Here is a 19,636-nt window from a genome sequence, read left to right on the forward strand (position 1 = left end):
ATGAACGCGATCGTGCCCGAAGGAACCATGTCGATGATCCCGTATCTGATCTACGCCGGCATCGCGCTGTTCGCGCTGCTGATCCTCGGCCTGACCCTGGCACGGCTCTACAAGCGCGCCTCGAAGGAGATCGGGTTCGTGCGCACCGGCTTTGGCGGCGAGAAGGTGGTGATCAACGGCGGGGCGCTGGTGCTGCCGGTCTTCCACGAGACGATGCCGGTCAACATGAACACGGTGCGCCTCGCCGTGGAGCGCAAGAACATGGATGCGCTGATCACGCTCGATCGCCTGCGTATCGACGTGAAGGCCGAATTCTATGTCCGCGTCCGCCCCGACGCCCAGGCGATCGCCACCGCGGCGCAGACGCTGGGCATGCGGACCATGCACCCCGATGCGCTCAAGGAACTGGTCGAGGGCAAGTTCGTCGATGCGCTGCGCTCGGTCGCCGCAGGCATGACGATGGCGCAGCTCCACGAGCAGCGCGCCGAATTCGTCCAGAAGGTGCAGCAGGTCTCGTCGGTCGACCTGGCGATGAACGGGCTCGAGCTGGAGTCGGTCTCGCTCACCGGGCTCGACCAGACTTCGATCGAGCATTTCAACGCCAACAACGCCTTCGACGCCGAGGGCCTGACCAAGCTCACCGAGCAGATCGAGCTGCGCAAGAAGGCGCGCAACGACATCGAGCAGGATACGCGCGTGCAGATCGAGACCAAGAATCTCGAGGCGGCCCGCCAGTCCTTCCTGATCAGCCGGGACAATGAGTTCGCGCGGCTGGAGCAGGAGCGCGAGGTCGAGATGCGCCGTGCCGTGCAGGCCGCGGAAGTGGCGCGCGAGCAGGCGCTGCGGCAGCAGGAAGCCGATCAGGCCAAGATCGAGGCCAAGAAGCTGGTCGACAGCCAGCAGATCGAAGCGGACCGTGCGGTGCAGCAGGCCAGGATCGAGCAGGAACAGGCACTCGAACTCGCCCGGCAGGAGCAGCAGATCGCGGTGCAGAATAAGAGCCGCGAGGAAAGCCAGGCCCGTGCCGAGGCGGACAAGGCGCGTGCCGAGGCGGTGGTCGCCGAGGAACGGGTCGGCACCGCGCGCGAGGCCGAGGTCGCCGAACGCCAGAAGCGCATCGAGCTGATCGACGCGGCGCGCGAGGCGGAACGCGCCGCGATCGGCATCAAGGTTCAGGCCGATGCCGAGAAGCAGGCCGCCTCCGACCGTGCCGAGGCGGCGCGGCTCCAGGCCGAAGGCGAGGCGGAGGCCGCCAAGCTCAAGGCCGAGGCCGACCGCGTCCGCTTCGAAGTGGAGGCCGCGGGCCAGCGCGCGATCAACGAGGCGGCGAACCTGCTTTCGTCCGAGACCATGTCGCTCCAGACCAAGCTGGCGCTGCTCAAGGTGCTGCCCGAAGTGATCCGCGAAGCTTCCAAGCCGCTCGAGGCGATCGATTCGATCAAGATCGTCCAGGTCGACGGCATCACCGGGCGCGGCGGTGCGGCCGGCGCCGCCGAAAGCGGTGGGGAGGGCGATCGCAACCTCGCCAATTCGGCGGTGGCGGCGGCGCTGCGCTATCGCGCCCAGGCGCCGGTGATCGACGGGTTGATGCGCGAGCTGGGCTTTGACGGCGGCACGCTCGACGGGCTCGTCGCGGGGGCGGCGGAGATGGGCGCCAAGGGCATTGCCGCGGCGCCGTCCGACGATGACGACGACGCGCCTGCGCCACCGTCCGGGGCTTCGTCGCGAAAGGCGCGCTCGGGCAGCTGAGCGCGTCGCCTTTGGGGGAGGGGGACGACATGTATCTTCTGCGGAAGGATCCGGCGCTCGCGCTCGTATGTGGCGTGCTGCTGCTGGTGCTGGCCGGCGCGCTGCTGGTGTCGGATCGCTATTGGGTGGCGGCCAGCCGCCCGGTCGTCGACGATCTGGCCGAAGTGACGGTGCCGCCCGAACTGGGCGAGACGATCTCGGCGATCGATGCCTATGGCGTCCATATCCGGCGCGTGCCGAGCAAGGCCGAGCAATATGTCGCGATCAAGCGCGCCAGCTACGGGCTGGAAGCGCCCGCGCCCGCCTATACCCATATGCGCGGGCCCAGGTTCGGCTATTCGGTGCGGGAGGCGACCTTTCTCGGCATGCCCTTCTGGTACCATGTCGAATATGGCCATGTGCTGTTCTTCAGCTCGGACTGGGGCGTGGTCGCCGCGCCGCTCAACGAAATCGGCCATGCCGCGCTCGACAAGGCCAATGGCCGCGATCTGCGCGCGACGAGCATGATCCCCTGGTGGAGGCATGTCTGGGGCTGGCCGTTCGTCGCGGGGGTCGCGCTGGCGCTGTGGCTCTGGCATCGCCGCACGGTGCGCTGGCGTGCGGAGAACGGCTATATCTGATCATAAGTGGCACTTATGTTTCGGATGGCTGTTTCTATTGGACGCCGCGCCATGGCTGGTTCGAAGAACGGCCGATCAAGGGAGGAAATCATGGCTGCGCTGGTGCTCCACGAATATGCCGCGTCGGGCAATTGCTACAAGATCCGGCTCACCGCCGCGCATCTGGGGCTGCCGCTCGAGCGGCGCGAATATGATATCGTGAAGGGCGAGACGCGCACGCCCGAGTTTCTGGGCCAGGTCAACGCCAATGGCCGGATCCCGGTGCTCCAGCTGGGCACGGACGATTTCCTGCCCGAGAGCAACGCCGCCTGTTTCTACCTGGCCGATGGCAGCGACCTGATCCCGCACGACCGGTTCGCCCGTGCCGACATGCTGCGCTGGCTGTTCTGGGAACAATATAATCATGAGCCCAACGTCGCGACGCTGCGCTTCTGGACCGTCTGGATCGGCCTGGACAATCTCAGCGAGGTGCAGCGCGCGATGCTTCCGGCCAAGCGTGCGGCCGGCGAGGCGGCGCTGGCGCTGATGGACGAGCATCTGGCGAAACGCGACTGGTTCGTGATCGACCGGCCGACGCTCGCCGACATCGCGCTCTACGCCTATACCCATGTCGCGGAGGCGGGCGGGTTCAGCCTGGAGCCCTATCCCGCGCTGCGGGCCTGGCTGGATCGGATGGCGGCGCTGCCGCGGCACATTCCGATCACCGCCTGATATAGGGAGCGCCTGATTCGGAGAACGTAAGCGATCGATTATGCAGGTTTCTGTGACATCCGCGTGAAGTCGAAACGATTCCAATTGTAATATTCCGCGGCCATTTAGCCGGGCCAGGCAAGGGCATTTGCAGGGCTGGTTAAATGGCCACGATCACCAGGCTTCCGTTCGACGCGCAGCACGTTGCGGATTTCCATGCATCGACTCCGTCGATTCCCGAAAAGGCGATCACCGAGCGCAAGCGCTATCGCGCGATCTGGATCTCCGACATCCATCTCGGCACGCGGGGCTGCAATGCCGAGATGCTGATCGACTTTCTCGACCATGTCGATTGCGACGTGATGTATCTGGTGGGCGACATCATCGACGGCTGGGCGCTCAAGAAGCGCTTCTACTGGCCCGATTCGCACAACGACATCGTCTGGCGGTTCCTGAAGCGGGCGAAGCGCGGCACCGAGATCGTCTATATCCCGGGCAATCACGACGAGATGTTCCGTCAGTTCTCGGGGCTGAACTTCGGCGGGGTGCACATCCGCCGCCAGGCGATCCACACCACCGCCGATGGCCGCCGCCTGCTCGTGCTGCACGGCGACGAGTTCGACGCGATCACCATGTCGCATCGCTGGCTCGCCCATCTGGGCGATGCCGCCTATGAGATGATGATGGGCCTGAACCGGCTGGTGAACCGGGTTCGCCGCTGGCTCGACATGCCCTATTGGTCGCTGAGCAAATACGCCAAGGCCAAGGTGAAGAACGCAGTCGAGTTCATTTCGAAATTCGAAGAGATCGTCGCGCACGAAGCCGGTGCGCGGGGAGTCGACGGCGTGATCGCCGGACATATCCACACTGCCGAGATGCGCGACATCGAAGGCATCGCCTATTACAATGACGGCGATTGGGTGGAGGGTTGCACCGCGCTCGTTGAGCATTACGACGGTACCATGGAAATTCTCCATTGGGCCGAAGAGATGGCGAAACGCGAGAGCGAGGCAGCATCCGGGGTCAGACTGGCGGCTGCGTGACGGCAACGGAGGTCGGACCTGTGCGGATAGCTATCGTGACCGACGCCTGGGAGCCCCAGGTGAACGGAGTCGTGCGCACGCTGCAATCGGTGCGCCGGGTGCTCGAAAGACAGGGTCATCTGGTCGAGGTGATCTCGCCCGATCTCTTCTACTCGCTGCCATGCCCGACCTATCCCGAGATCCGCCTCGCGCTTGCCCGCGTCGCCAGCGTCGGGGCGATGCTCGAGGCGTTCGGGCCCACCGCGATCCATCTCGCCACCGAAGGGCCGCTGTGCGTCGCCGCGCGGCGCTGGTGCATCCGGCACGAAATGCCCTTCACCACTGCCTATCACACCCAGTTCCCGGACTATGTCTCGGCGCGCTCGGGCGTGCCGGCCGAGTGGATCTGGCGCTATATCAAATGGTTCCACGCGCCGAGCCAGGCAATCCTCGCCTCCACCCCCTCGATCCGCCAGTCGCTCACCGATCACGGCCTTTCCCATGTGAAGCATTGGGGCCGCGGCGTGGACCTTGCCAATTTCCGTCCCGGCCTCGATCCGCATCCGGCGATGAAGGATCTCGATGGGCCGGTGCAGCTCTATGTCGGCCGCGTCGCGATCGAGAAGAATCTCGAGGCGTTCCTCAAGACCACGCATCCGGGCACCAAGGTGGTGGTGGGCGACGGGCCGGCGCGCGCCTCGCTCAAGGCCCGCTTCCCCGAGGCGAAGTTCCTCGGCCCGATGTTCGGCGCCGAACTGGCCTCGGCCTATTCCGCGGCGGACGTGTTCGTCTTCCCGAGCAAGACCGACACGTTCGGGCTAGTGATGATCGAGGCGCTGGCGTGCGGCGTGCCGGTCGCCGGCTATCCCGTCACCGGGCCGATCGACGTGCTCACGCCCGAGACCGGCGCGATGGACGCCGATCTCACTCGGGCGATCGGCGAAGCGCTGACCCGGGACCGCGCGGCATGCGCCGCCTATGGCAGGACCTTCACCTGGGAAGCCAGCGCCCGCCAGTTCCTGAACGCGCTCCATCCGATGCATGGGGAACGGGCCGCGGCCTAGTCGAAAACGCCGTCCCGGCGACCGGACCCGATCCGGGGTTGCCGGGAGGACGACAATCGCAGGCGCAATGTCTTCGCCGTCCGCCCCTTTTCCTTGCTCTTCGCGCTGCATCGCATTAAGTCAGGCCCGTTACAGGCCGCCCGTGAAGGGCGGCCCTTTCTATTTCTGGAGACTGTAAGTGGCCCAGCCGCTGATGCCCCATGCGACCGCTTCCTGGCTGGTCGACAACACCTCGCTCTCGTTCGACCAGATCGCCGAGTTCTGCGGCCTGCACATCCTCGAGGTCCAGGCGATCGCCGACGACACCGCCGCGACCAAGCTCACGGGCCGCGATCCCGTCCGCGCGCACGAGCTGACGATGGACGAGATCGAGAAGGGCCAGAAGGACCCGAACTACGTCCTCAAGATGCTCAAGGGCCCCGAGCAGGTCCGCCGCACCAAGGGGCCGCGCTACACGCCGGTCTCGAAGCGCCAGGACAAGCCGGACGGCATCGCCTGGATCCTACGCAACCATCCGGAGATCTCGGACGGCGCGATCGGCAAGCTGATCGGCACCACCCGCACCACGATCGCCGCGATCCGCGATCGCAGCCACTGGAACATCGCCAATATCGTGCCGAAGGATCCGGTGACGCTGGGCCTGACTTCGCAGCGCGAGCTTGACGCGATCGTCGCCAAGGCGGCGAAGGCCGCCGGCATCGAGGCCCAGGTCGATACCCGCCTCGAGGGCGACCGCGAGGCGCTGATCGAGCAGCTCCGCGCCGAGCGCCAGGCCGCTACCCGCGATGCCGAGGCTGCCGGCGAGGATGCTCCGGCCGCTCCGGTCGAGCACACTGCCGAGACGCTGTTCCGCAGCAACAGCAGCAACAGCTGACGACCGGCCGGCCCCGCCGAAACGGGGCCGGCTTTCGTTGTTCCGCCCGGCAAGGGGCGCGCGGCTTCCCCCCGAACCCGATTCGGGGGGATTTGCGTATGGGCGTCTCGTTTCCCCAGGGCGTGCTCGGCAGGGGCCATGCCGCAAGGGGGCAGGCGTCAGGCCTCGTCCGGGAACAGGGCGGCGTGGCGGGCGCAGACGGTGCCCCACAGGTCCGCCGCTTCCGGCAGCCGCAATCCGAAGCATCGCTCGAGCCGCTCGACCAGTGCTTCGGCATCGGGAAGCAGTTCGTGCGTCTCGCCCGCGGGGCCCCGCCGGGTCAGCACGCGCCCGCGCAGCGTCGTGTGGCGGTCGCCGCGGCGCTGCAGGACGACGAGATTCTGGACGAACGGCGATTCGGGCTGGCGCTGCAATTCGCTGCAACGCCGCGCGAACAGCGCCTCGTCGGCGGGCGCGTCGTGAAAGTCGTAGCTGAAGGGGTCGCCCTCGCCATACCGCTCCTCGAAGCGCCACCAGCCTTCGACCCGGCGCAGCGCCACGTCATAGGGCGGGTGGTGTTCGCTGCCCGGCGCCAGCGGCAGCGGCGCCGCCTGCATGCCGCCAAAGCCGACATCGACCAGCCAGGGCCGGCCCTCCAGCGCCACCATGAGCGCCAGATGGTTGCCCATCGCGCCTTCGCCATGGACATGCCGCATCACGCCCGCCGAGATGCGGCGCACGTCGAAGCCAAGGGCTTCGAGCACGCGCCCGAACAGTCCGTTCTGCTCGAAGCACCAGCCGCCCCGCCGGCGGACGACCAGCTTCTCGAAGATCGCTTCCGGCTCGATCGAAACCGGCCGTCCCAGCTGCACGTCGAGATTCTCGAAGGGGAAGGCAGCGAGATGCGCCTGCATAAGGGCGGTCAGCGTCGCGCGGTCGGGGGCCAGCGGCCCGTCATGCCCGATCCGCGCGAAATAGGCCTGGAGATCCATGCGCCGCCCCCTTGTGATTGGGCGACGCATGCCGGGGTCAGCCGTCGATGTCGAGCCCCAGCGCGACGCGGGCGGCCAATGCGTGCTGCGGTTCGCGCTGCAGCGGGTGGAAGCGGGCGCCCTGCACGTCGCGAAGGGCGCGTTCGAGCCCGGCCTTGCGATAGAAGCCCGCGCCCCCGGCGACGTCCATCGCCCGGCTCACCGTCCCGATCGTGGCGTCGCCGAGCAGGGTGCGGCACGTCATCGCGCGGCTCGTCGTGGCCGGCCCCGGCTCGCCGTCGACCGCGATCGCGATCATCTCGCGCATCGCCATGTCCGCCGCGGCATGGGCGTTCTCCATCTCGCCGATGCGCTGGAGCAGATGGGAGTCGGGCCGGCGGGTGCGCGCGATTTCCAGCGCGCGCCGCCGCGCGCCGTCCGCCACGCCCATATAGGCCGAATAGATCGCGGCGAAGGCGATCATGCCGATCACATGGAACAGCATATGCCACTTGCCCTGCGGCCGCCGGCCGGAGATCGCGGCGTCGGCGACGAACACCCTGTCGAGCATCAGATCGTGCGAGCCGGTGCCTCGCATGCCCAGCACGTGCCAGCTATCGGTGATCGTCACGCCCTCCGCGCGCAGCGGCACGCCGAAATGGAGCACGGTCGGCCCCGCCTCGGGATCGTCGTACACCGCGCTGGTCATCAGCAGGTCGCCCAGTTCGCAGCCGCTCGAGAAGGGTTTGCGCGCGGTGATGCGGAAGCCGCCTTCCACCTTCTCGGCGGTGCCGGCGCTTTCCAGCCAGTCCGATCCGCCGCTCGAGACGAGGATCAGTTCCTCGGCCGCCACCCGGCGGAGCAGGCCCTCGGTCGGCGCACCCTGGTGCTTCAGGCGCCACGCCGCGGCGGCGACCAGATGGGTGTGCATCGAGAAGGCGAGCGCGGTCGAGCCGCAGGCGGCGCCCAGCACGCGGATCGCCCCGCAGACATCGGCGAAGCCGGCGCCGCCGCCGCCCAGGGCTTCGGGCACCAATGCCTTGAAGAAGCCCGCTTCCTTCAGCCGTGCATAGCCTTCGGCCACGAAGCTCTCCTCGGCATCGTGGCGCTCGGCATGCGCCGCGATCTCCGTGGCGATCGCCTGGGCCTCGGCGATCCAGTCCTGCGGCATGAGCTTGCCTTCCATCGTCATTCCCCTTTCGGTCGATTGGTCGCGCCACCAATCGGCCATCCTCCCGGCCATGCTCCAGTTCAGAAACTGAACTTGCCCGGTACAGACTCTGAACTACCATGAATGCGCGTTCGTGAAGTATTGGGGCGTGAAGTATCCGGCGTGAAGGATCGGGGATGACGCAAGGGAGCTACAAGCAATTCTGCCCGGTCGCGATGGCCGCGGAGATATTGTGCACGCGCTGGACGGTGGTGCTGCTGCGCGAGCTGTTCGCGGGATCGACGCGGTTCAACGACCTGCGCCGCGGCGTGCCGCGCATGTCGCCCGCCTTGCTCTCGCAGCGGCTCAAGGAACTCGAATGCGCGGGCATCGTCGCGCGCGAGGAGGGCGGCACCGACTATCGCCTTACCGAAGCCGGGCGCGAGCTGGAGCCGGTGGTCGAGGCATTCGGCATCTGGGGCCAGCGCTGGGTGGCATATGAACTCTCGCTCCAGCATCTCGATGCGCAGCTGCTGATGTGGGACATGCGCCGCCACCTCGATCCCACGCCGCTGCCGCCCAGGCGCAACGTGATCCAGTTCCGTTTCCCCGAACAGCCCGAGCCGCGCCGCCGCTACTGGCTGGTGGTCGATCCGCAATCCGGAGTCGACCTGTGCTCGATCGATCCCGGCCACGAAGTCGATCTGTTCGTCTCTTCGGATCTGCGGACCATGACGGCGATCTGGATGGGGTATGAGACGGTGCGGGACGCGCTCGATCGCGAGACGCTGCTGCTCACCGGTGCCCCCGGCATCGCGGCGCAGATGCAGCGCTGGCTCGGGCTCAGTCCCTTTGCCCGCCATGCCCGCCAGGATCGCCTCGCGGCATGACGGAAGCGGGCGGGGCGTGTAGCCTCGCCGCCGCGACTCGGCATGCCGGGGCGCCATCCGAGATCACGGAGGAATCCCATGTGTGACGAGCTGACCGCCGCCGACAATGCGCACTTCCTGCTGACTCGCCGCGAATTCGGCGCGGGCGCGGCTGCGGCGGGCGTCGCGGTGCTGCTCCCGGTTCCGGCCGGTGCGGCCGAGATCGCGGGGCGTGACGTCATCATCGCCACGCCGGACGGCAGCTGCGACGCCTATTTCGTCGCGCCCGCGACCGGCAGGCATCCCGCCGTGATCGTGTGGCCGGACATTTTCGGACTGCGGCCGGCCTTTCGCCAGATGGCCGACCGGCTTGCCCAGTCGGGCTATGCGGTGCTCACCGTCAACCAGTTCTACCGCTCGACCAAGGCGCCCTTCGTCACGCCGGGCCAGGGCTTCGACGATGCCCTGCGGGCCAAGGTCGGTCCGTGGCGCCAGCTGCTCACGCCGGATGCGAGCACCCGCGATGCAAAGGCCTTTGTCGCCTGGGTCGACCGGCAGAAGGAAACGGACACCCGGCGCGGCATCGGCAGCACCGGCTATTGCATGGGTGGTCCGATGGTCATGTACACTGCGGCGGCGGTGCCCGCACGCGTCCATGGCGGCGCGACCTTCCATGGCGGCGGGCTCGCGGCCGATGGCCTGATCGCGCTCGTGCCCCAGATGAAGGCGCACTGGCTGATCGCGATCGCCGAGAATGACGATGCCCGCGCCCCGGAGGACAAGGACAAGCTCAAGGCCGCCTTCGCCGCCAGCAGCCAGCCGGCCGAGGTCGAAGTCTACAAGGGCACGATGCACGGCTGGTGCCCGCCGGACAGCCAGGTCTATAACGCGGATCAGGCCAATCGCGCCTGGGAGCGCCTGCTCGCCACCTTCGCCGCGCTTTGAACGACGCTTGACGCGATCGGTTGATTTGTTCACTTTATGTTCGATTGATCCGGAGAGAAACCATGGCAGGCGATCTGACCTTCTACACCCATCCCCAGTCGCGCGGGCGCATCGTCCGCTGGGCGCTGGAGGAGGCCGGTGCATCCTATGAGACGCAGGTCGTCGAATATGGCACGACGATGAAGGGCGAGGATTATCTGGGCATCAACCCGATGGGAAAAGTGCCGGCGATCGTCCATGGCGGCCATGTCGTCACCGAATGCGCCGCGATCTGCGCCTATCTGGCCGAAGCCTTTCCGGCGGCGGGCCTCGCCCCCGATGCGAGCGAGCGCGCCGATTATTATCGCTGGCTGTTCTTCGCCGCCGGCCCGGTCGAGCAGGCGGTGACCAACCATGCCGCCCAGTTCGTCCCCAGGCCGGAGCAGGGCCGCATGTTCGGCTATGGCAATTACGAGCTGACGGTGGACGTGCTGGAAAGGGCCGTTTCGGCGCATCCCTACATCGCCGGCGACCGCTTCACCGCGGCGGACATCTATGTCGGCTCCGCGGTCGGCTGGGGCACGATGTTCGGCACGCTGCCCAAGCGCGACGCGTTCCTCGACTATTTCGGCCGGCTGAGCGAGCGGGAGGCCTATCGGCGCGCCTCGGCCAAGGACGATGCGCTGGCGGCGGAGCTGCAGCCGGCACAGGCGCCGGCCTAGCCAGTCCTTTCGATCACCCCGGCCTTGTGCCGGGGGCCCCGGGTGACGGGCGGGCGAGGCATATGCCGCTACGCGCTCACAGCTTGTAGAAGCGCACGGCGTTGTCGTGCAGGATGTCCTGCTTCTGCGCCTCGGTCAGGAAGGCCGCGCTCTCGATCCCCTCGATGGCGAGGCCGATCGCGTCGGGCCAATACATATGGTCCGATCCGAACATGATGCGCTTGGAAAAGCCCGAATCGACAAAGGTCCGCAGATAGGCGTGGAAGGCGGGGCGCGGCAGCAGCCAGTCGATCGCGCCGGTATCGATGTTCACGTTCGGATAGAGCATCAGCATCGCGATCGTGTCGTCGAGATAGGGCCAGCCGCCATGCATGATGTTGAGGCGCAGCTTGGGGTGGCGGTTGAGCGCTTCCTCGACCAGCTCGGGATTGCCGAAGCGGGCCCGCGCCGATGTGCAGCAGGGATCGAAGCTCGTCCCTGCGGGCATGGTGCCGGTGTGGAGCGCGACGGGCACGTCGAACGCTTCGGCCAGTGCGAGATAGGGATCGAATTTGGGATCGCTGAGCGACAGCCCGGCATATTGCGACGTCACTTCGCCGAGCACCTTGAGCCTGCCATCGGCAAAGGCCTTGCGGAGCACGTCGATCGGCGGCAGCGGCGTATCGTCCGAACCGCGGATTCCGGCGCCGGCGACGAAGCGATCGGGATCGCGGTCATGCCAGTCGATCGCGGCCTGGAGCCGGTCGCCATCGCCGCCGCTCACCACGCCCTTCACGACATTGTGCTTCTTCATCTCGGCGATGCAGGCGGCGAGATGGTCGGCCCCGGTCCGGATCGGGCTCTTGAAGCCCGAGATCGGATTGGTGACCGGGGCAGGAAGCTGCATCGTCGCCGGATAGGCGTGCATGTGTACGTCGATGATCGGGCGCCCGGTCGCGGGGGCGGCCGCTGCGCCCGGCAACAGGGCATAAGCGGCCCCGGCGCCACCCAGCTTCAGAAATCCCCTGCGGCCGATATCCATGACGATCCTCCCTGGAAGCTCCGTTCGCGCCGGAGTCGCCCCTTTGAATCGCAGTTCCGGGGCGCGGCTGTCCATGCGGTTCGTCCCGCCCGCGGCGCGTTCGTCACAAATCGCGGCGGGCGTGGCCGGCGATGGGCGGGGATCCGGTATCTGCCGGTCGAGCCGGGCTCCTAGCGGAGCCTGCCCTCCAGCCGTTCCATCCGCGCGGGCAGTTCCGCCATCACCGCGTCGCGATCGGCCTGGTCGGTCTCGCTCCAGCGGGCGATTTCCGCCAGCGTGCGGCCGCAGCCGATGCACCACCCCGTGGCGGCGTCCATCGCGCAGATGCTGACGCAGGGGCTTTCGACGATGGGCACATATTCGATCATCGCGTCCAGCGTGCCAGCCAGTCGGCCATTTCCTGGGGTTGCATGATCCTGGCGTCGCCCAGGCCGAGAATGTCGTCGCGGTTGCGGATCTTGCCGGTGCGCGGATCGATCACCAGGATCGCCGGCACCGCTTCGAGGGACGCGGCGCCGAAGCGCCGGGGCAGGTCCAGGTTGCGGTCGAACATGCCGATGTCGATCTGGACCAGCACGAAATTGCGCGCCACCCATCCGCGCATCTCGGGCAGCGCGAGCACGCCCGCCAGCACGCGGCAATCGACGCACCAGTTCGCGCCGAAATCGAGGAGCAGCGGCTTGCCCGATTTCTTCGCGCCGGCGAGCGCGGCATCGATGTCGCGGCGCGCGTCGCGCCCGGAGTCATAGGGCGCGGGCAGGGGGAGCGGCAGCCGGTCGAGCGTCCGCGCCTCGAGCCGCGGAGCCATGCGCTGGGCCGGCGCCGCGCCGGGCAGCATCGCCGCCGCCAGCGCGAGAGCCAGCCCCACGCGCCGGATCATTCGGCCAGCGTATAGTTCAGGAAGTCGGGGATGGGGCCGTTCCAGCCCTCGTCCGGGCCCCCCGAGTCGTTGGGATCGCGTTCGTCGCGGCGGCGGCTGCGGTCGCGGTCCCGGCGCGGCTGCTCGTCGCGGGCGCGGGTCTCGCGGACCGGCTCGTCGCGCCGCGCTTCCTCGCGCCTGGGCTCTTCCTTCCTCGAGCGAGGCTTCCGCGCCTTGTCCTCGTCGCCCTTGCGCCGGCGGCCGCGCGGCGCTTCCGCGCGCTCGTCCTCCTCGGAGGGGGCGGGCGCATTCCGCAGCTTCACCCGCTCGATCTTCTGGCCGGTGAGCTTCTCGATACTGGCGATGTTCTCGGCATCGTCGGCGGTCACCAGCGTATAGGCGGTGCCGGTCGCGCCCGCGCGGCCCGTGCGGCCGATGCGATGGACATAATCGTCCGGATGCCAGGGCGCGTCGAAATTATAGACGTGGCTCACGCCCTTGATGTCGAGCCCGCGCGCGGCGACGTCCGAGGCGACGAGGATGTTTACATCGCCCTTCTTGAACCGCTCCAGCTCGGCGATGCGCGCCGGCTGGTCCATGTCGCCATGGATCTCGGCCGAGCGGATGCCATGGCGCTGCAGGCTCTTGTTGAGCTCGCGCACCGTGGTCTTGCGGTTGCAGAAGATGATGCCGGTCTGGACGTCGTCCGCCTCGATCAGCGCACGCAGCACCTCGCGCTTCTTCATCGTCGTGGTCTCGATGAGGAACTGGGTGATGTTGGTGTTGGTCGTCGCCGGGCGGGCGACTTCCACGCGCTTGGGATCGTTGAGGAACTTGTCCGCCAGCTTCTTGATCACCGGCGGCATCGTCGCCGAGAAGAGCAGGGTCTGCCGTTCCTTGGGCAGCTTGGTGCAGATTTCCTCGATATCGGGGATGAACCCCATGTCGAGCATGCGATCCGCTTCGTCGATCACGAGCAGGCTGCAGCCGTTGAGCAGGATCTTGCCGCGGCCGAACAGGTCCATCAGCCGGCCCGGCGTGGCGATCAGCACGTCGACGCCCTTTTCCAGCGCCTTCACCTGGTCGCCCATCTGCACGCCGCCGATCAGCAGGGCCATGGAGAGCTTGTGATGGGTGCCGTACTTCTCGAAATTCTCGGCGACCTGGGCGGCCAGCTCGCGCGTCGGCTCGAGGATGAGCGAGCGCGGCATCAGCGCGCGCGTACGCCCCTCGCCGAGGATGTCGATCATCGGGAGGACGAAGGCGGCGGTCTTGCCCGTGCCCGTCTGGGCGATACCGATCAGGTCCTTGCCCATGAGGACCGGGGGGATCGACTGGCGCTGAATGGGCGTGGGCTCGGTATAGCCCGCGTCGGTCACTGCGCGCAGAAGTTCGTCAGAAAGGCCGAGATCGGCAAAGCTCATGCAATTTTCCGGAAAATCGGCGTGGCAGGTCCACGCGCGAAGCCTTCACGCGCTTGCGGATTTATCGGGGAAAGTCAAGCGCGGAGGTGCTCAGCGCTCCAATGCGAGCGTCTTGAAGTCTTCCACGTCGCAGGAACGGCCCGCCCGCGTGCGGATCGAATCGCGTCCGGCGCAGATCTTCTGGTCCTTGTTCGTCTTGACGTAGAAGCCGTTGTAGAAGCCGAGCGCCTGGCACTTGCGGCCCAGCTTGGCGCGCAGCAGCGAGCCGTCGCGCAGCACCAGGTCGACGCTGTCCTGAGTGTTCACGCCCGCGAAGCCGGAGATGTCCTGCACCTTCACGCAGTCCTTCGCCTTCTTCTCCACCACATGGGGGGCGCGGCGCACGATGATGGTCGCGCTGCTGGTGATGGTGACGCGCGGCACCTGGATCGTCACGCGCTGCTGCTCTTGCTGAAGGTTCAGGGTAACCGCTTTCCAGTCGGGCACGCCTGCGGGCGCCGCGGCGGGTGCGGCGACGAAGAGCAGGAGGCTGGATGCGACCAGGAACGGATTCGGCATTTCGCGTTGGTTATGTACGTTGCAGGTTTGAACAGTGGATGAACTGACACCGGTCGTGCTAGCCCAAAAATGCCATGACACCAGCCCAGCAACAGCTTGTCGATACCATCCTGGAACGCTTCGGCCCCAAGACGGTGACCACGGATCCCCATGCGATCGAGCCCTGGGAGTCGGACTGGCGCGGCCGGTATCACGGCCGCGCGCCGGCGCTGCTCTCGCCCAGATCGACGGAGGAAGTCGCCGCGATCGTCCGCCTTGCCGGCGAGCTCGGCGTGAGGATCGTGCCTCAGGGCGGCAATACCGGCATGGTCGGCGGGGCGACGCCGCCGGAGGACGGTTCGGCGCTGCTCCTCTCCACGCGCCGGATGAACCATATCCGCTCGGTCGACACCGTCGGAAATCTCGCGGTGGTCGAGGCCGGAGTGATCCTGGCCAATTTCCACGACGCCATGGCCGAGCAGGGGCGCCGCTTCCCGCTCACCCTGGGCGCCAAGGGCAGCGCGACGATCGGCGGGCTGGTCTCCACCAATGCCGGCGGCACCCAGGTGCTGCGCTTCGGCAACATGCGCCACCTCGTCGCGGGGGTGGAGGCGGTGCTGCCCGACGGCTCGATCCATGAGGGGCTCGTTCCGCTCAAGAAGGACAATCGCGGCTATGATCTCACCCAGTTGCTGATCGGCGCGGAGGGGACGATCGGCATCGTCACCGCCGCGACGCTGCGCCTCTATCCCGCCATCGTCGAGCGTGCCGCCGCCTGGGTCGGCGTCGCCGATCCCGAGGACGCGCTCCGCATCCTGCGCCTGATGGAGGCGCGCACCGCCACGATCGAGAGCTTCGAGATCATCCCGGGCGAGATACTGGGCCATGTCCTCCACCACATCCCCGGCACCCGTTCGCCGCTGGCCGGCGAGCATGCCTGGCATGTGTTGATCGAATCGGTGGCGACCGAGCCGGGCGCCGAGCCGCCCGCCGCCCTGCTCGAGCGGCTGCTCGTCCCCGTGTTCGAGGCGGGCCTGGCCGAAGACGCGGTGATCTCGACCAGCGAGGCCCAGGTCGAGGCCTTCTGGCACATCCGCGATTCGATCTCGGAGGCCGAGCGCGCGCTGGGGCCGGCGATGCAGCACGACATCTCGGTGCCGGTCGACAAGATGCCGCGCTTCATGCTCGCGGCCGCGGCCGAGGCCGAGCGGCGCTTCCCGGGCACGCGCGCCACAGCCTTCGGGCATCTGGGCGACGGCAACGTCCATTTCCATGTCCGCGCGCCGCAGGGCGCCGATCGGGACGCCTGGTATGCCGGCGACGGGCCCGCGGTGAGCCGCCTCGTCTACGACATGGTGGTGGCCGAGGGCGGATCGATCTCCGCCGAGCATGGTATCGGACAGATGAAGCGTGCCGAACTGGAGCGTTTGAGCCCGCCGTCGCGTATCGCGGCATTGAAAGCGATCAAATCGGCACTGGATCCCCGCGGAATCCTGAATCCCGGCAAGCTCGTAGCGCTTGCGCCCGACGCTGACACCCCATAGACCCTCGCCCCGGGATTCCAGACATCAGCATTTTTAGTTCCCAGGAGATTTAGGATGGCTTCCGCCCCGCAGCAGTCGCTGCCTCTGTTCTACAACGAGCTTGAGCCGCTCTCGAGCCAGCAGCACGCCGATTTCAAGATTCGCGCCGCCGACAAGGCGCCGTTCCTCGCCAAGCAGCACGCGGTGCCGGTCACCGTCGAGGAATTCCCGCTGGTGCAGCGCTTCATGCCGATCGTCTTCTCGCAGGGCGAGGAGCCGGTGCCGCTGGCGCTGATGGGCCTGAACGAGGGCATCAACACCTTCTTCGACGATGATGGCTCGCTCAACGAGACGAACTTCTACGTCCCGGCCTATATCCGCCGCTATCCCTATCTGCTGGCGCGCCTGCGCCCCGACAGCGACGAGCTGTCGCTCTGCTTCGATCCGACCTCGGACACGGTCGGCGCGTTCGAGGAGGGCGAGGCCCTGTTCGTCGACGGCCAGCCGAGCGACACCACCAAGAACATCCTGCAGTTCAACGAGCAGTTCGAGCAGGCCGGCGCCCGCACCGGCCAGTTCATGAAGGAGCTCAAGGATCTCGACCTGCTGATCGACGGCGAAGTGACGATCCAGCCGGACGGCGCCGCCCAGCCCTTCGTCTATCGCGGCTTCATGATGGTCGACGAGAACAAGCTCAACGAGATGCGCGGCGACCAGCTGCGCAAGATCGTGCAGAACGGCATGCTGCCGCTCATCTACGCGCATCTCTTCTCGCTGGGCCTGATGCGCGACATCTTCGGCCGCCAGCTGCGCCAGGGCAAGATGCCCGAGCCGCAGCTCGTTCAGCCGAACGCCTGATCGTGACGGCGCGCGGCGATCGATACAGCCGGGGGGCGATCGCCTTCCACTGGTCGATCGCCGCGCTCGTCCTGTTCAACCTCATCGTCGGCCTGTTCCACGACGCGATGCCGCGGGCGTGGGGCATCATGCCGATCCACAAGTCGGTCGGCATTGCCGTGCTGGTGCTCACGCTGGGCCGGATCGGCTGGCGGCTCACGCACAAGCCGCCGCATCTGCCCGAATTGCTGCCGGCCTGGGAGAAGGCGACCGCACATACGGTCCACTTCATCCTCTATGCGCTGCTGCTGATCCTGCCGATCAGCGGCTGGCTGCTCTCCTCCAATCCCGAGCGTCCGCGCCCGATCAACTGGTTCGGGCTGTTCGAGATTCCCGTGCTGCCCGCCACGCCGGGCATCGCCCACAATGCGCATGAGGCGCACGAGCTGCTCGGCTATCTGATGGCGGCACTGGTGGCGATCCACATCGCCGCGGCGCTGCGCCACCATTTCATCCTGCGCGACCGGGTGCTGGCGCGCATGCTTCCGGGATCGGGCCGACGCGGCTGATCGCGCGTTGAAAACGGTTTCTCGCGACCCCTTGAACTATCCGGCCTCTCACTTATATTTGCTGTGTACGGCGTCGTGTCCCCCCTTTCGCGAGGCCGTACGGCACGCCCTCGGGCGTGTCTCCTCCCTGAACCTTGGCCACCTCGTGGGTAACCACGAGGTGGTTTTTTATCGGGCGCTTGCGGGCTGCTGGTAAAATCGGCGCGGCATCTTAAGGTTGGCGCGATGAGGGGATTTGCGAAGTGCTTCGCCTGCTGCGTCGCCGTGGTGACCGGTTTCACGGCCATGCGCGCGCATGCCCAATTCCTCATGTTGCAGCCGGGCACCGGGCCTTCGGCTTCTTGCTATGACGGGCGAAAGACACCCAAGCCGAGCTCGATCGCAAAGGCGGAAGCGCGCGCGGAAAGGGCGTTCCTGGACTATCGCACGCTCGCAAAGGTGCCGCGCGGTCTGGGCGAAATCTTCCTGAAGCACACCTATCTCGGCCACGGGAATTGGGCGCTGGACGGAACCTTCATCGACGCCGCGGACGCGACGGATCCCTGGGTGAACCGCACCGCACGAGTCGAGCGCACCAGCCTCACGGTCGCGAACGGCGGCAGCTACCTCTATCGTGCCATATGGAACGCCTATGCGGCGGACGGCATGTTGCTGGGGTCCTATGACGCAATGCTGCAGAGCGGCCGGGGCAGTGCCGGTTTCATCACGATGGAACTGCGCGCTCCGGGCATGATGGCGAAGGCGCTGCCGGTCGTTCCGTTCTGCAGCCGGCCCGGCGATATCGAACGATGGAACAACAATCGGAAGTGAGCCGCCGGGCCGGTTCACTCCGCCGCGATCGCGCCCGGCAGCGCTTCGTCGGCCACGGCGTCGATGATATCGCGCAGCAGCCGTACCGCCGCCGCCAGTCCCGGGCCCGGCTGGTCGAGCGCCGGATCGAGATAGAGCGCGCGGTCGAATTCGAGCTGGATCGCATGCACGCCGCGGCGCGGATCGCCGTGCCGCTCCAATATATGCCCGCCCGAATAGGGCGTGTTGGCCATGGTGCGAATGCGGTGCGCGCGCGCCACGCCCTCGATCCGGCCCAGGAAACGCCCCGCCGCCGACTTGCCGAACCGGTCGCCGGGCACGAGCCGCGCCGCCGTCGCGGGATTGCCGAGCGGCGGCATCGAATGGACGTCGAGCAGCACCGCCACGCCGAAGCGCGCCCGCGCCGAGGCCAGCGCCGCATCGATCGCGGCATGCCAGGGGCGGTGGTCGGCATGGATGCGCTGCTGCACCTCGTCGGCGCTCAGCCGGCGCTGCCAGATGTCGCCCGCATTTCCCACCCGGCGCGGCACCAGCCCCAGCCCTGAACGCAGCTTGGCCGAAAGCGGCGCGCCGTGCGGCCAGGCGCCGTCGTCGAGCCGCGGGTCGCGCTCGTGCTCGGCGCGGTTGAGGTCGATCCAGGCGCGCGGCCGGGTGGCGACGAACAGGGTCTCGTCGCGCCGGGCGGCGAGGGCGATCGCGTCGGCATGCCGGTCCTCGAGCCCCCGCAGTGCCGCCAGCGGCACGCGCAGCGCGGCGCGCAACGCGTCCGGATAGTCGCGCCCGGCATGCGGCACCGACAGGATCACGGGGCTCCGCGGCTCGGCGGCACCATGGCGGACGAAGGATTCTCCGGTCACGACGTCATGACTATGCGTGCCATCGCACTGCCGCAATGGCATGGAATGGTATAAGGGCGGAAAATCTTAAGGGCTTCGGGTATAGGATGCGGCCCTGTTGATTTCGAGTGGGGGAACATGATCCGGATTCTGCTGGCCGAGGATGACCGCGTGATGCGGGAATACCTTACCCGGGCGCTCGAGCGTTCGGGCTATGCGGTCAGCGCGGTCGATCGCGGCACCGCGGCGATACCGCTGCTCGAGAACGAGCGCTTCGACCTGCTGCTAACCGATATCGTGATGCCCGAGATGGACGGCATCGAGCTGGCCCAGAAGGCGAGCGAGATCGCGCCGGACATGCGGGTGATGTTCATCACCGGCTTCGCGGCGGTGACGCTCAAGGCCGGCAAGCAGGTGCCCCAGGCGCGGGTGCTCTCCAAGCCCTTCCATCTGCGCGACCTGGTGCTCGAGGTGGATCGGCTGTTCGAAGCGGAGAATGCCGGGTTCAATTGAGGTTTTCGATTCCTGCGGTGCCGACCCGCAAAAACTGAAAAGCGTGCTTGCACGGGTCTGTGTTGCCCGCTAA

At 67.3% G+C, this 19,636-nt stretch carries 22 protein-coding genes; 14 read left to right on the forward strand and 8 right to left on the reverse strand.

The features are described 5' to 3' along the window. The 6 genes from BGP17_RS21220 to BGP17_RS21245 all read left to right on the forward strand — a co-directional run bounded on the left by BGP17_RS21220 (position 1) and on the right by BGP17_RS21245 (position 6,019). Complete coding sequence (locus BGP17_RS21220; RefSeq protein ID WP_167297883.1) at positions 1 to 1,749, forward strand: flotillin family protein; 1,749 nt, start codon at positions 1 to 3, stop codon at positions 1,747 to 1,749. Positions 1,750 to 1,778: 29 nt separating this feature from the next. Then, positions 1,779 to 2,369: a hypothetical protein gene (locus BGP17_RS21225; RefSeq protein ID WP_286713517.1), complete on the forward strand. Its 591-nt coding sequence runs from the start codon at positions 1,779 to 1,781 to the stop codon at positions 2,367 to 2,369. 90 nt (positions 2,370 to 2,459) lie between these two features. Continuing rightward, positions 2,460 to 3,080, forward strand: a complete 621-nt coding sequence (locus BGP17_RS21230; protein WP_286713519.1) for a glutathione S-transferase family protein — start codon at positions 2,460 to 2,462, stop codon at positions 3,078 to 3,080. A gap of 143 nt (positions 3,081 to 3,223) precedes the next feature. Then, positions 3,224 to 4,102 carry a UDP-2,3-diacylglucosamine diphosphatase gene (locus BGP17_RS21235; RefSeq protein ID WP_086128568.1) on the forward strand — a complete coding sequence of 293 codons (879 nt, stop codon included), beginning with the start codon at positions 3,224 to 3,226 and terminating at the stop codon, positions 4,100 to 4,102. Between the two features lie 20 nt (positions 4,103 to 4,122). After that, positions 4,123 to 5,145: a glycosyltransferase family 4 protein gene (locus BGP17_RS21240; protein ID WP_167297886.1), complete on the forward strand. Its 1,023-nt coding sequence runs from the start codon at positions 4,123 to 4,125 to the stop codon at positions 5,143 to 5,145. Positions 5,146 to 5,323: 178 nt separating this feature from the next. Continuing rightward, positions 5,324 to 6,019 carry a DUF1013 domain-containing protein gene (locus BGP17_RS21245; RefSeq protein ID WP_286713521.1) on the forward strand — a complete coding sequence of 232 codons (696 nt, stop codon included), beginning with the start codon at positions 5,324 to 5,326 and terminating at the stop codon, positions 6,017 to 6,019. Positions 6,020 to 6,177: 158 nt separating this feature from the next. Here the strand turns inward: BGP17_RS21245 and BGP17_RS21250 are convergent, their stop codons facing one another. Next, positions 6,178 to 6,990, reverse strand: a complete 813-nt coding sequence (locus BGP17_RS21250) for an arylamine N-acetyltransferase family protein (RefSeq protein ID WP_286713522.1) — start codon at positions 6,988 to 6,990, stop codon at positions 6,178 to 6,180. A gap of 37 nt (positions 6,991 to 7,027) precedes the next feature. Next, entirely contained in the window at positions 7,028 to 8,155 is a 1,128-nt protein-coding gene (locus BGP17_RS21255; RefSeq protein ID WP_286713524.1) for an acyl-CoA dehydrogenase family protein, read from the reverse strand. 161 nt (positions 8,156 to 8,316) lie between these two features. Between BGP17_RS21255 and BGP17_RS21260 the strand changes: the two genes are divergently transcribed. From BGP17_RS21260 to BGP17_RS21270, 3 genes are all read left to right on the forward strand, one after another. Beyond that, positions 8,317 to 9,009, forward strand: coding sequence for a winged helix-turn-helix transcriptional regulator (locus BGP17_RS21260; RefSeq protein WP_167297889.1), 693 nt, complete (start codon positions 8,317 to 8,319; stop codon positions 9,007 to 9,009). A gap of 78 nt (positions 9,010 to 9,087) precedes the next feature. After that, entirely contained in the window at positions 9,088 to 9,933 is an 846-nt protein-coding gene (locus BGP17_RS21265) for a dienelactone hydrolase family protein (protein ID WP_167297890.1), read from the forward strand. A 62-nt stretch (positions 9,934 to 9,995) separates the two neighbouring features. Continuing rightward, complete coding sequence (locus tag BGP17_RS21270; protein ID WP_167297891.1) at positions 9,996 to 10,634, forward strand: glutathione S-transferase family protein; 639 nt, start codon at positions 9,996 to 9,998, stop codon at positions 10,632 to 10,634. 76 nt (positions 10,635 to 10,710) lie between these two features. On the opposite strand, the gene BGP17_RS21275 is transcribed toward BGP17_RS21270, so the two are convergent. From BGP17_RS21275 to BGP17_RS21295, 5 genes are all read right to left on the reverse strand, one after another. Beyond that, a complete protein-coding gene (locus BGP17_RS21275; RefSeq protein WP_286713525.1) occupies positions 10,711 to 11,655 on the reverse strand; it encodes an amidohydrolase family protein in 945 nt (314 codons plus the stop codon). 170 nt (positions 11,656 to 11,825) lie between these two features. Then, entirely contained in the window at positions 11,826 to 12,023 is a 198-nt protein-coding gene (locus tag BGP17_RS21280; protein ID WP_208413358.1) for a DUF1289 domain-containing protein, read from the reverse strand. Further along, positions 12,020 to 12,535: a thioredoxin family protein gene (locus tag BGP17_RS21285; protein WP_208413359.1), complete on the reverse strand. Its 516-nt coding sequence runs from the start codon at positions 12,533 to 12,535 to the stop codon at positions 12,020 to 12,022. The genes BGP17_RS21280 and BGP17_RS21285 overlap by 4 nt, the downstream gene beginning before the upstream one ends. Then, positions 12,532 to 13,938: a DEAD/DEAH box helicase gene (locus BGP17_RS21290; protein WP_286713527.1), complete on the reverse strand. Its 1,407-nt coding sequence runs from the start codon at positions 13,936 to 13,938 to the stop codon at positions 12,532 to 12,534. The genes BGP17_RS21285 and BGP17_RS21290 overlap by 4 nt, the downstream gene beginning before the upstream one ends. A 90-nt stretch (positions 13,939 to 14,028) precedes the next feature. Beyond that, positions 14,029 to 14,496 carry a hypothetical protein gene (locus BGP17_RS21295; RefSeq protein WP_086128579.1) on the reverse strand — a complete coding sequence of 156 codons (468 nt, stop codon included), beginning with the start codon at positions 14,494 to 14,496 and terminating at the stop codon, positions 14,029 to 14,031. A 74-nt stretch (positions 14,497 to 14,570) separates the two neighbouring features. Here BGP17_RS21295 and BGP17_RS21300 point away from each other — a divergent pair, with 74 nt between their 5' ends. The 4 genes from BGP17_RS21300 to BGP17_RS21315 all read left to right on the forward strand — a co-directional run bounded on the left by BGP17_RS21300 (position 14,571) and on the right by BGP17_RS21315 (position 18,214). Further along, complete coding sequence (locus BGP17_RS21300; RefSeq protein ID WP_286713529.1) at positions 14,571 to 16,019, forward strand: FAD-binding oxidoreductase; 1,449 nt, start codon at positions 14,571 to 14,573, stop codon at positions 16,017 to 16,019. 54 nt (positions 16,020 to 16,073) lie between these two features. Beyond that, positions 16,074 to 16,856 (forward strand): SapC family protein, encoded by a 783-nt coding sequence (locus BGP17_RS21305; protein ID WP_167297895.1) that lies wholly within the window; start codon positions 16,074 to 16,076, stop codon positions 16,854 to 16,856. A gap of 2 nt (positions 16,857 to 16,858) precedes the next feature. Continuing rightward, positions 16,859 to 17,404 carry a cytochrome b gene (locus BGP17_RS21310; RefSeq protein ID WP_341786392.1) on the forward strand — a complete coding sequence of 182 codons (546 nt, stop codon included), beginning with the start codon at positions 16,859 to 16,861 and terminating at the stop codon, positions 17,402 to 17,404. 225 nt (positions 17,405 to 17,629) lie between these two features. After that, complete coding sequence (locus BGP17_RS21315; RefSeq protein ID WP_286713531.1) at positions 17,630 to 18,214, forward strand: hypothetical protein; 585 nt, start codon at positions 17,630 to 17,632, stop codon at positions 18,212 to 18,214. Between the two features lie 14 nt (positions 18,215 to 18,228). Here the strand turns inward: BGP17_RS21315 and BGP17_RS21320 are convergent, their stop codons facing one another. Beyond that, a complete protein-coding gene (locus BGP17_RS21320) occupies positions 18,229 to 19,113 on the reverse strand; it encodes an N-formylglutamate amidohydrolase (RefSeq protein WP_286713532.1) in 885 nt (294 codons plus the stop codon). A gap of 75 nt (positions 19,114 to 19,188) precedes the next feature. On the opposite strand from BGP17_RS21320, the gene cpdR reads away from it, so the two are divergent. Further along, positions 19,189 to 19,563: a cell cycle two-component system response regulator CpdR gene (gene cpdR, locus BGP17_RS21325; RefSeq protein ID WP_167297898.1), complete on the forward strand. Its 375-nt coding sequence runs from the start codon at positions 19,189 to 19,191 to the stop codon at positions 19,561 to 19,563. Positions 19,564 to 19,636: the final 73 nt, after the last annotated feature.

This window comes from Sphingomonas sp. 67-41 (genome assembly GCF_001899725.1).
Lineage (GTDB): Bacteria > Pseudomonadota > Alphaproteobacteria > Sphingomonadales > Sphingomonadaceae > Sphingomonas > Sphingomonas leidyi.

What these genes read in the sequence shown, in the direction of transcription:
- BGP17_RS21220 (WP_167297883.1), top strand. Translation starts at nt 1, where the DNA reads ATGAACGCGATCGTGCCCGAAGGAACCATGTCGATGATCCCGTATCTG.
- BGP17_RS21225 (WP_286713517.1), top strand. Translation starts at nt 1,779, where the DNA reads ATGTATCTTCTGCGGAAGGATCCGGCGCTCGCGCTCGTATGTGGCGTG.
- BGP17_RS21230 (WP_286713519.1), top strand. Translation starts at nt 2,460, where the DNA reads ATGGCTGCGCTGGTGCTCCACGAATATGCCGCGTCGGGCAATTGCTAC.
- BGP17_RS21235 (WP_086128568.1), top strand. Translation starts at nt 3,224, where the DNA reads ATGGCCACGATCACCAGGCTTCCGTTCGACGCGCAGCACGTTGCGGAT.
- BGP17_RS21250 (WP_286713522.1), bottom strand. Translation starts at nt 6,990, where the DNA reads ATGGATCTCCAGGCCTATTTCGCGCGGATCGGGCATGACGGGCCGCTG.
- BGP17_RS21255 (WP_286713524.1), bottom strand. Translation starts at nt 8,155, where the DNA reads ATGGAAGGCAAGCTCATGCCGCAGGACTGGATCGCCGAGGCCCAGGCG.
- BGP17_RS21260 (WP_167297889.1), top strand. Translation starts at nt 8,317, where the DNA reads ATGACGCAAGGGAGCTACAAGCAATTCTGCCCGGTCGCGATGGCCGCG.
- BGP17_RS21265 (WP_167297890.1), top strand. Translation starts at nt 9,088, where the DNA reads ATGTGTGACGAGCTGACCGCCGCCGACAATGCGCACTTCCTGCTGACT.
- BGP17_RS21270 (WP_167297891.1), top strand. Translation starts at nt 9,996, where the DNA reads ATGGCAGGCGATCTGACCTTCTACACCCATCCCCAGTCGCGCGGGCGC.
- BGP17_RS21275 (WP_286713525.1), bottom strand. Translation starts at nt 11,655, where the DNA reads ATGGATATCGGCCGCAGGGGATTTCTGAAGCTGGGTGGCGCCGGGGCC.
- BGP17_RS21280 (WP_208413358.1), bottom strand. Translation starts at nt 12,023, where the DNA reads ATGATCGAATATGTGCCCATCGTCGAAAGCCCCTGCGTCAGCATCTGC.
- BGP17_RS21285 (WP_208413359.1), bottom strand. Translation starts at nt 12,535, where the DNA reads ATGATCCGGCGCGTGGGGCTGGCTCTCGCGCTGGCGGCGGCGATGCTG.
- BGP17_RS21290 (WP_286713527.1), bottom strand. Translation starts at nt 13,938, where the DNA reads ATGAGCTTTGCCGATCTCGGCCTTTCTGACGAACTTCTGCGCGCAGTG.
- BGP17_RS21295 (WP_086128579.1), bottom strand. Translation starts at nt 14,496, where the DNA reads ATGCCGAATCCGTTCCTGGTCGCATCCAGCCTCCTGCTCTTCGTCGCC.
- BGP17_RS21300 (WP_286713529.1), top strand. Translation starts at nt 14,571, where the DNA reads ATGACACCAGCCCAGCAACAGCTTGTCGATACCATCCTGGAACGCTTC.
- BGP17_RS21305 (WP_167297895.1), top strand. Translation starts at nt 16,074, where the DNA reads ATGGCTTCCGCCCCGCAGCAGTCGCTGCCTCTGTTCTACAACGAGCTT.
- BGP17_RS21315 (WP_286713531.1), top strand. Translation starts at nt 17,630, where the DNA reads ATGAGGGGATTTGCGAAGTGCTTCGCCTGCTGCGTCGCCGTGGTGACC.
- BGP17_RS21320 (WP_286713532.1), bottom strand. Translation starts at nt 19,113, where the DNA reads ATGCCATTGCGGCAGTGCGATGGCACGCATAGTCATGACGTCGTGACC.
- cpdR (WP_167297898.1), top strand. Translation starts at nt 19,189, where the DNA reads ATGATCCGGATTCTGCTGGCCGAGGATGACCGCGTGATGCGGGAATAC.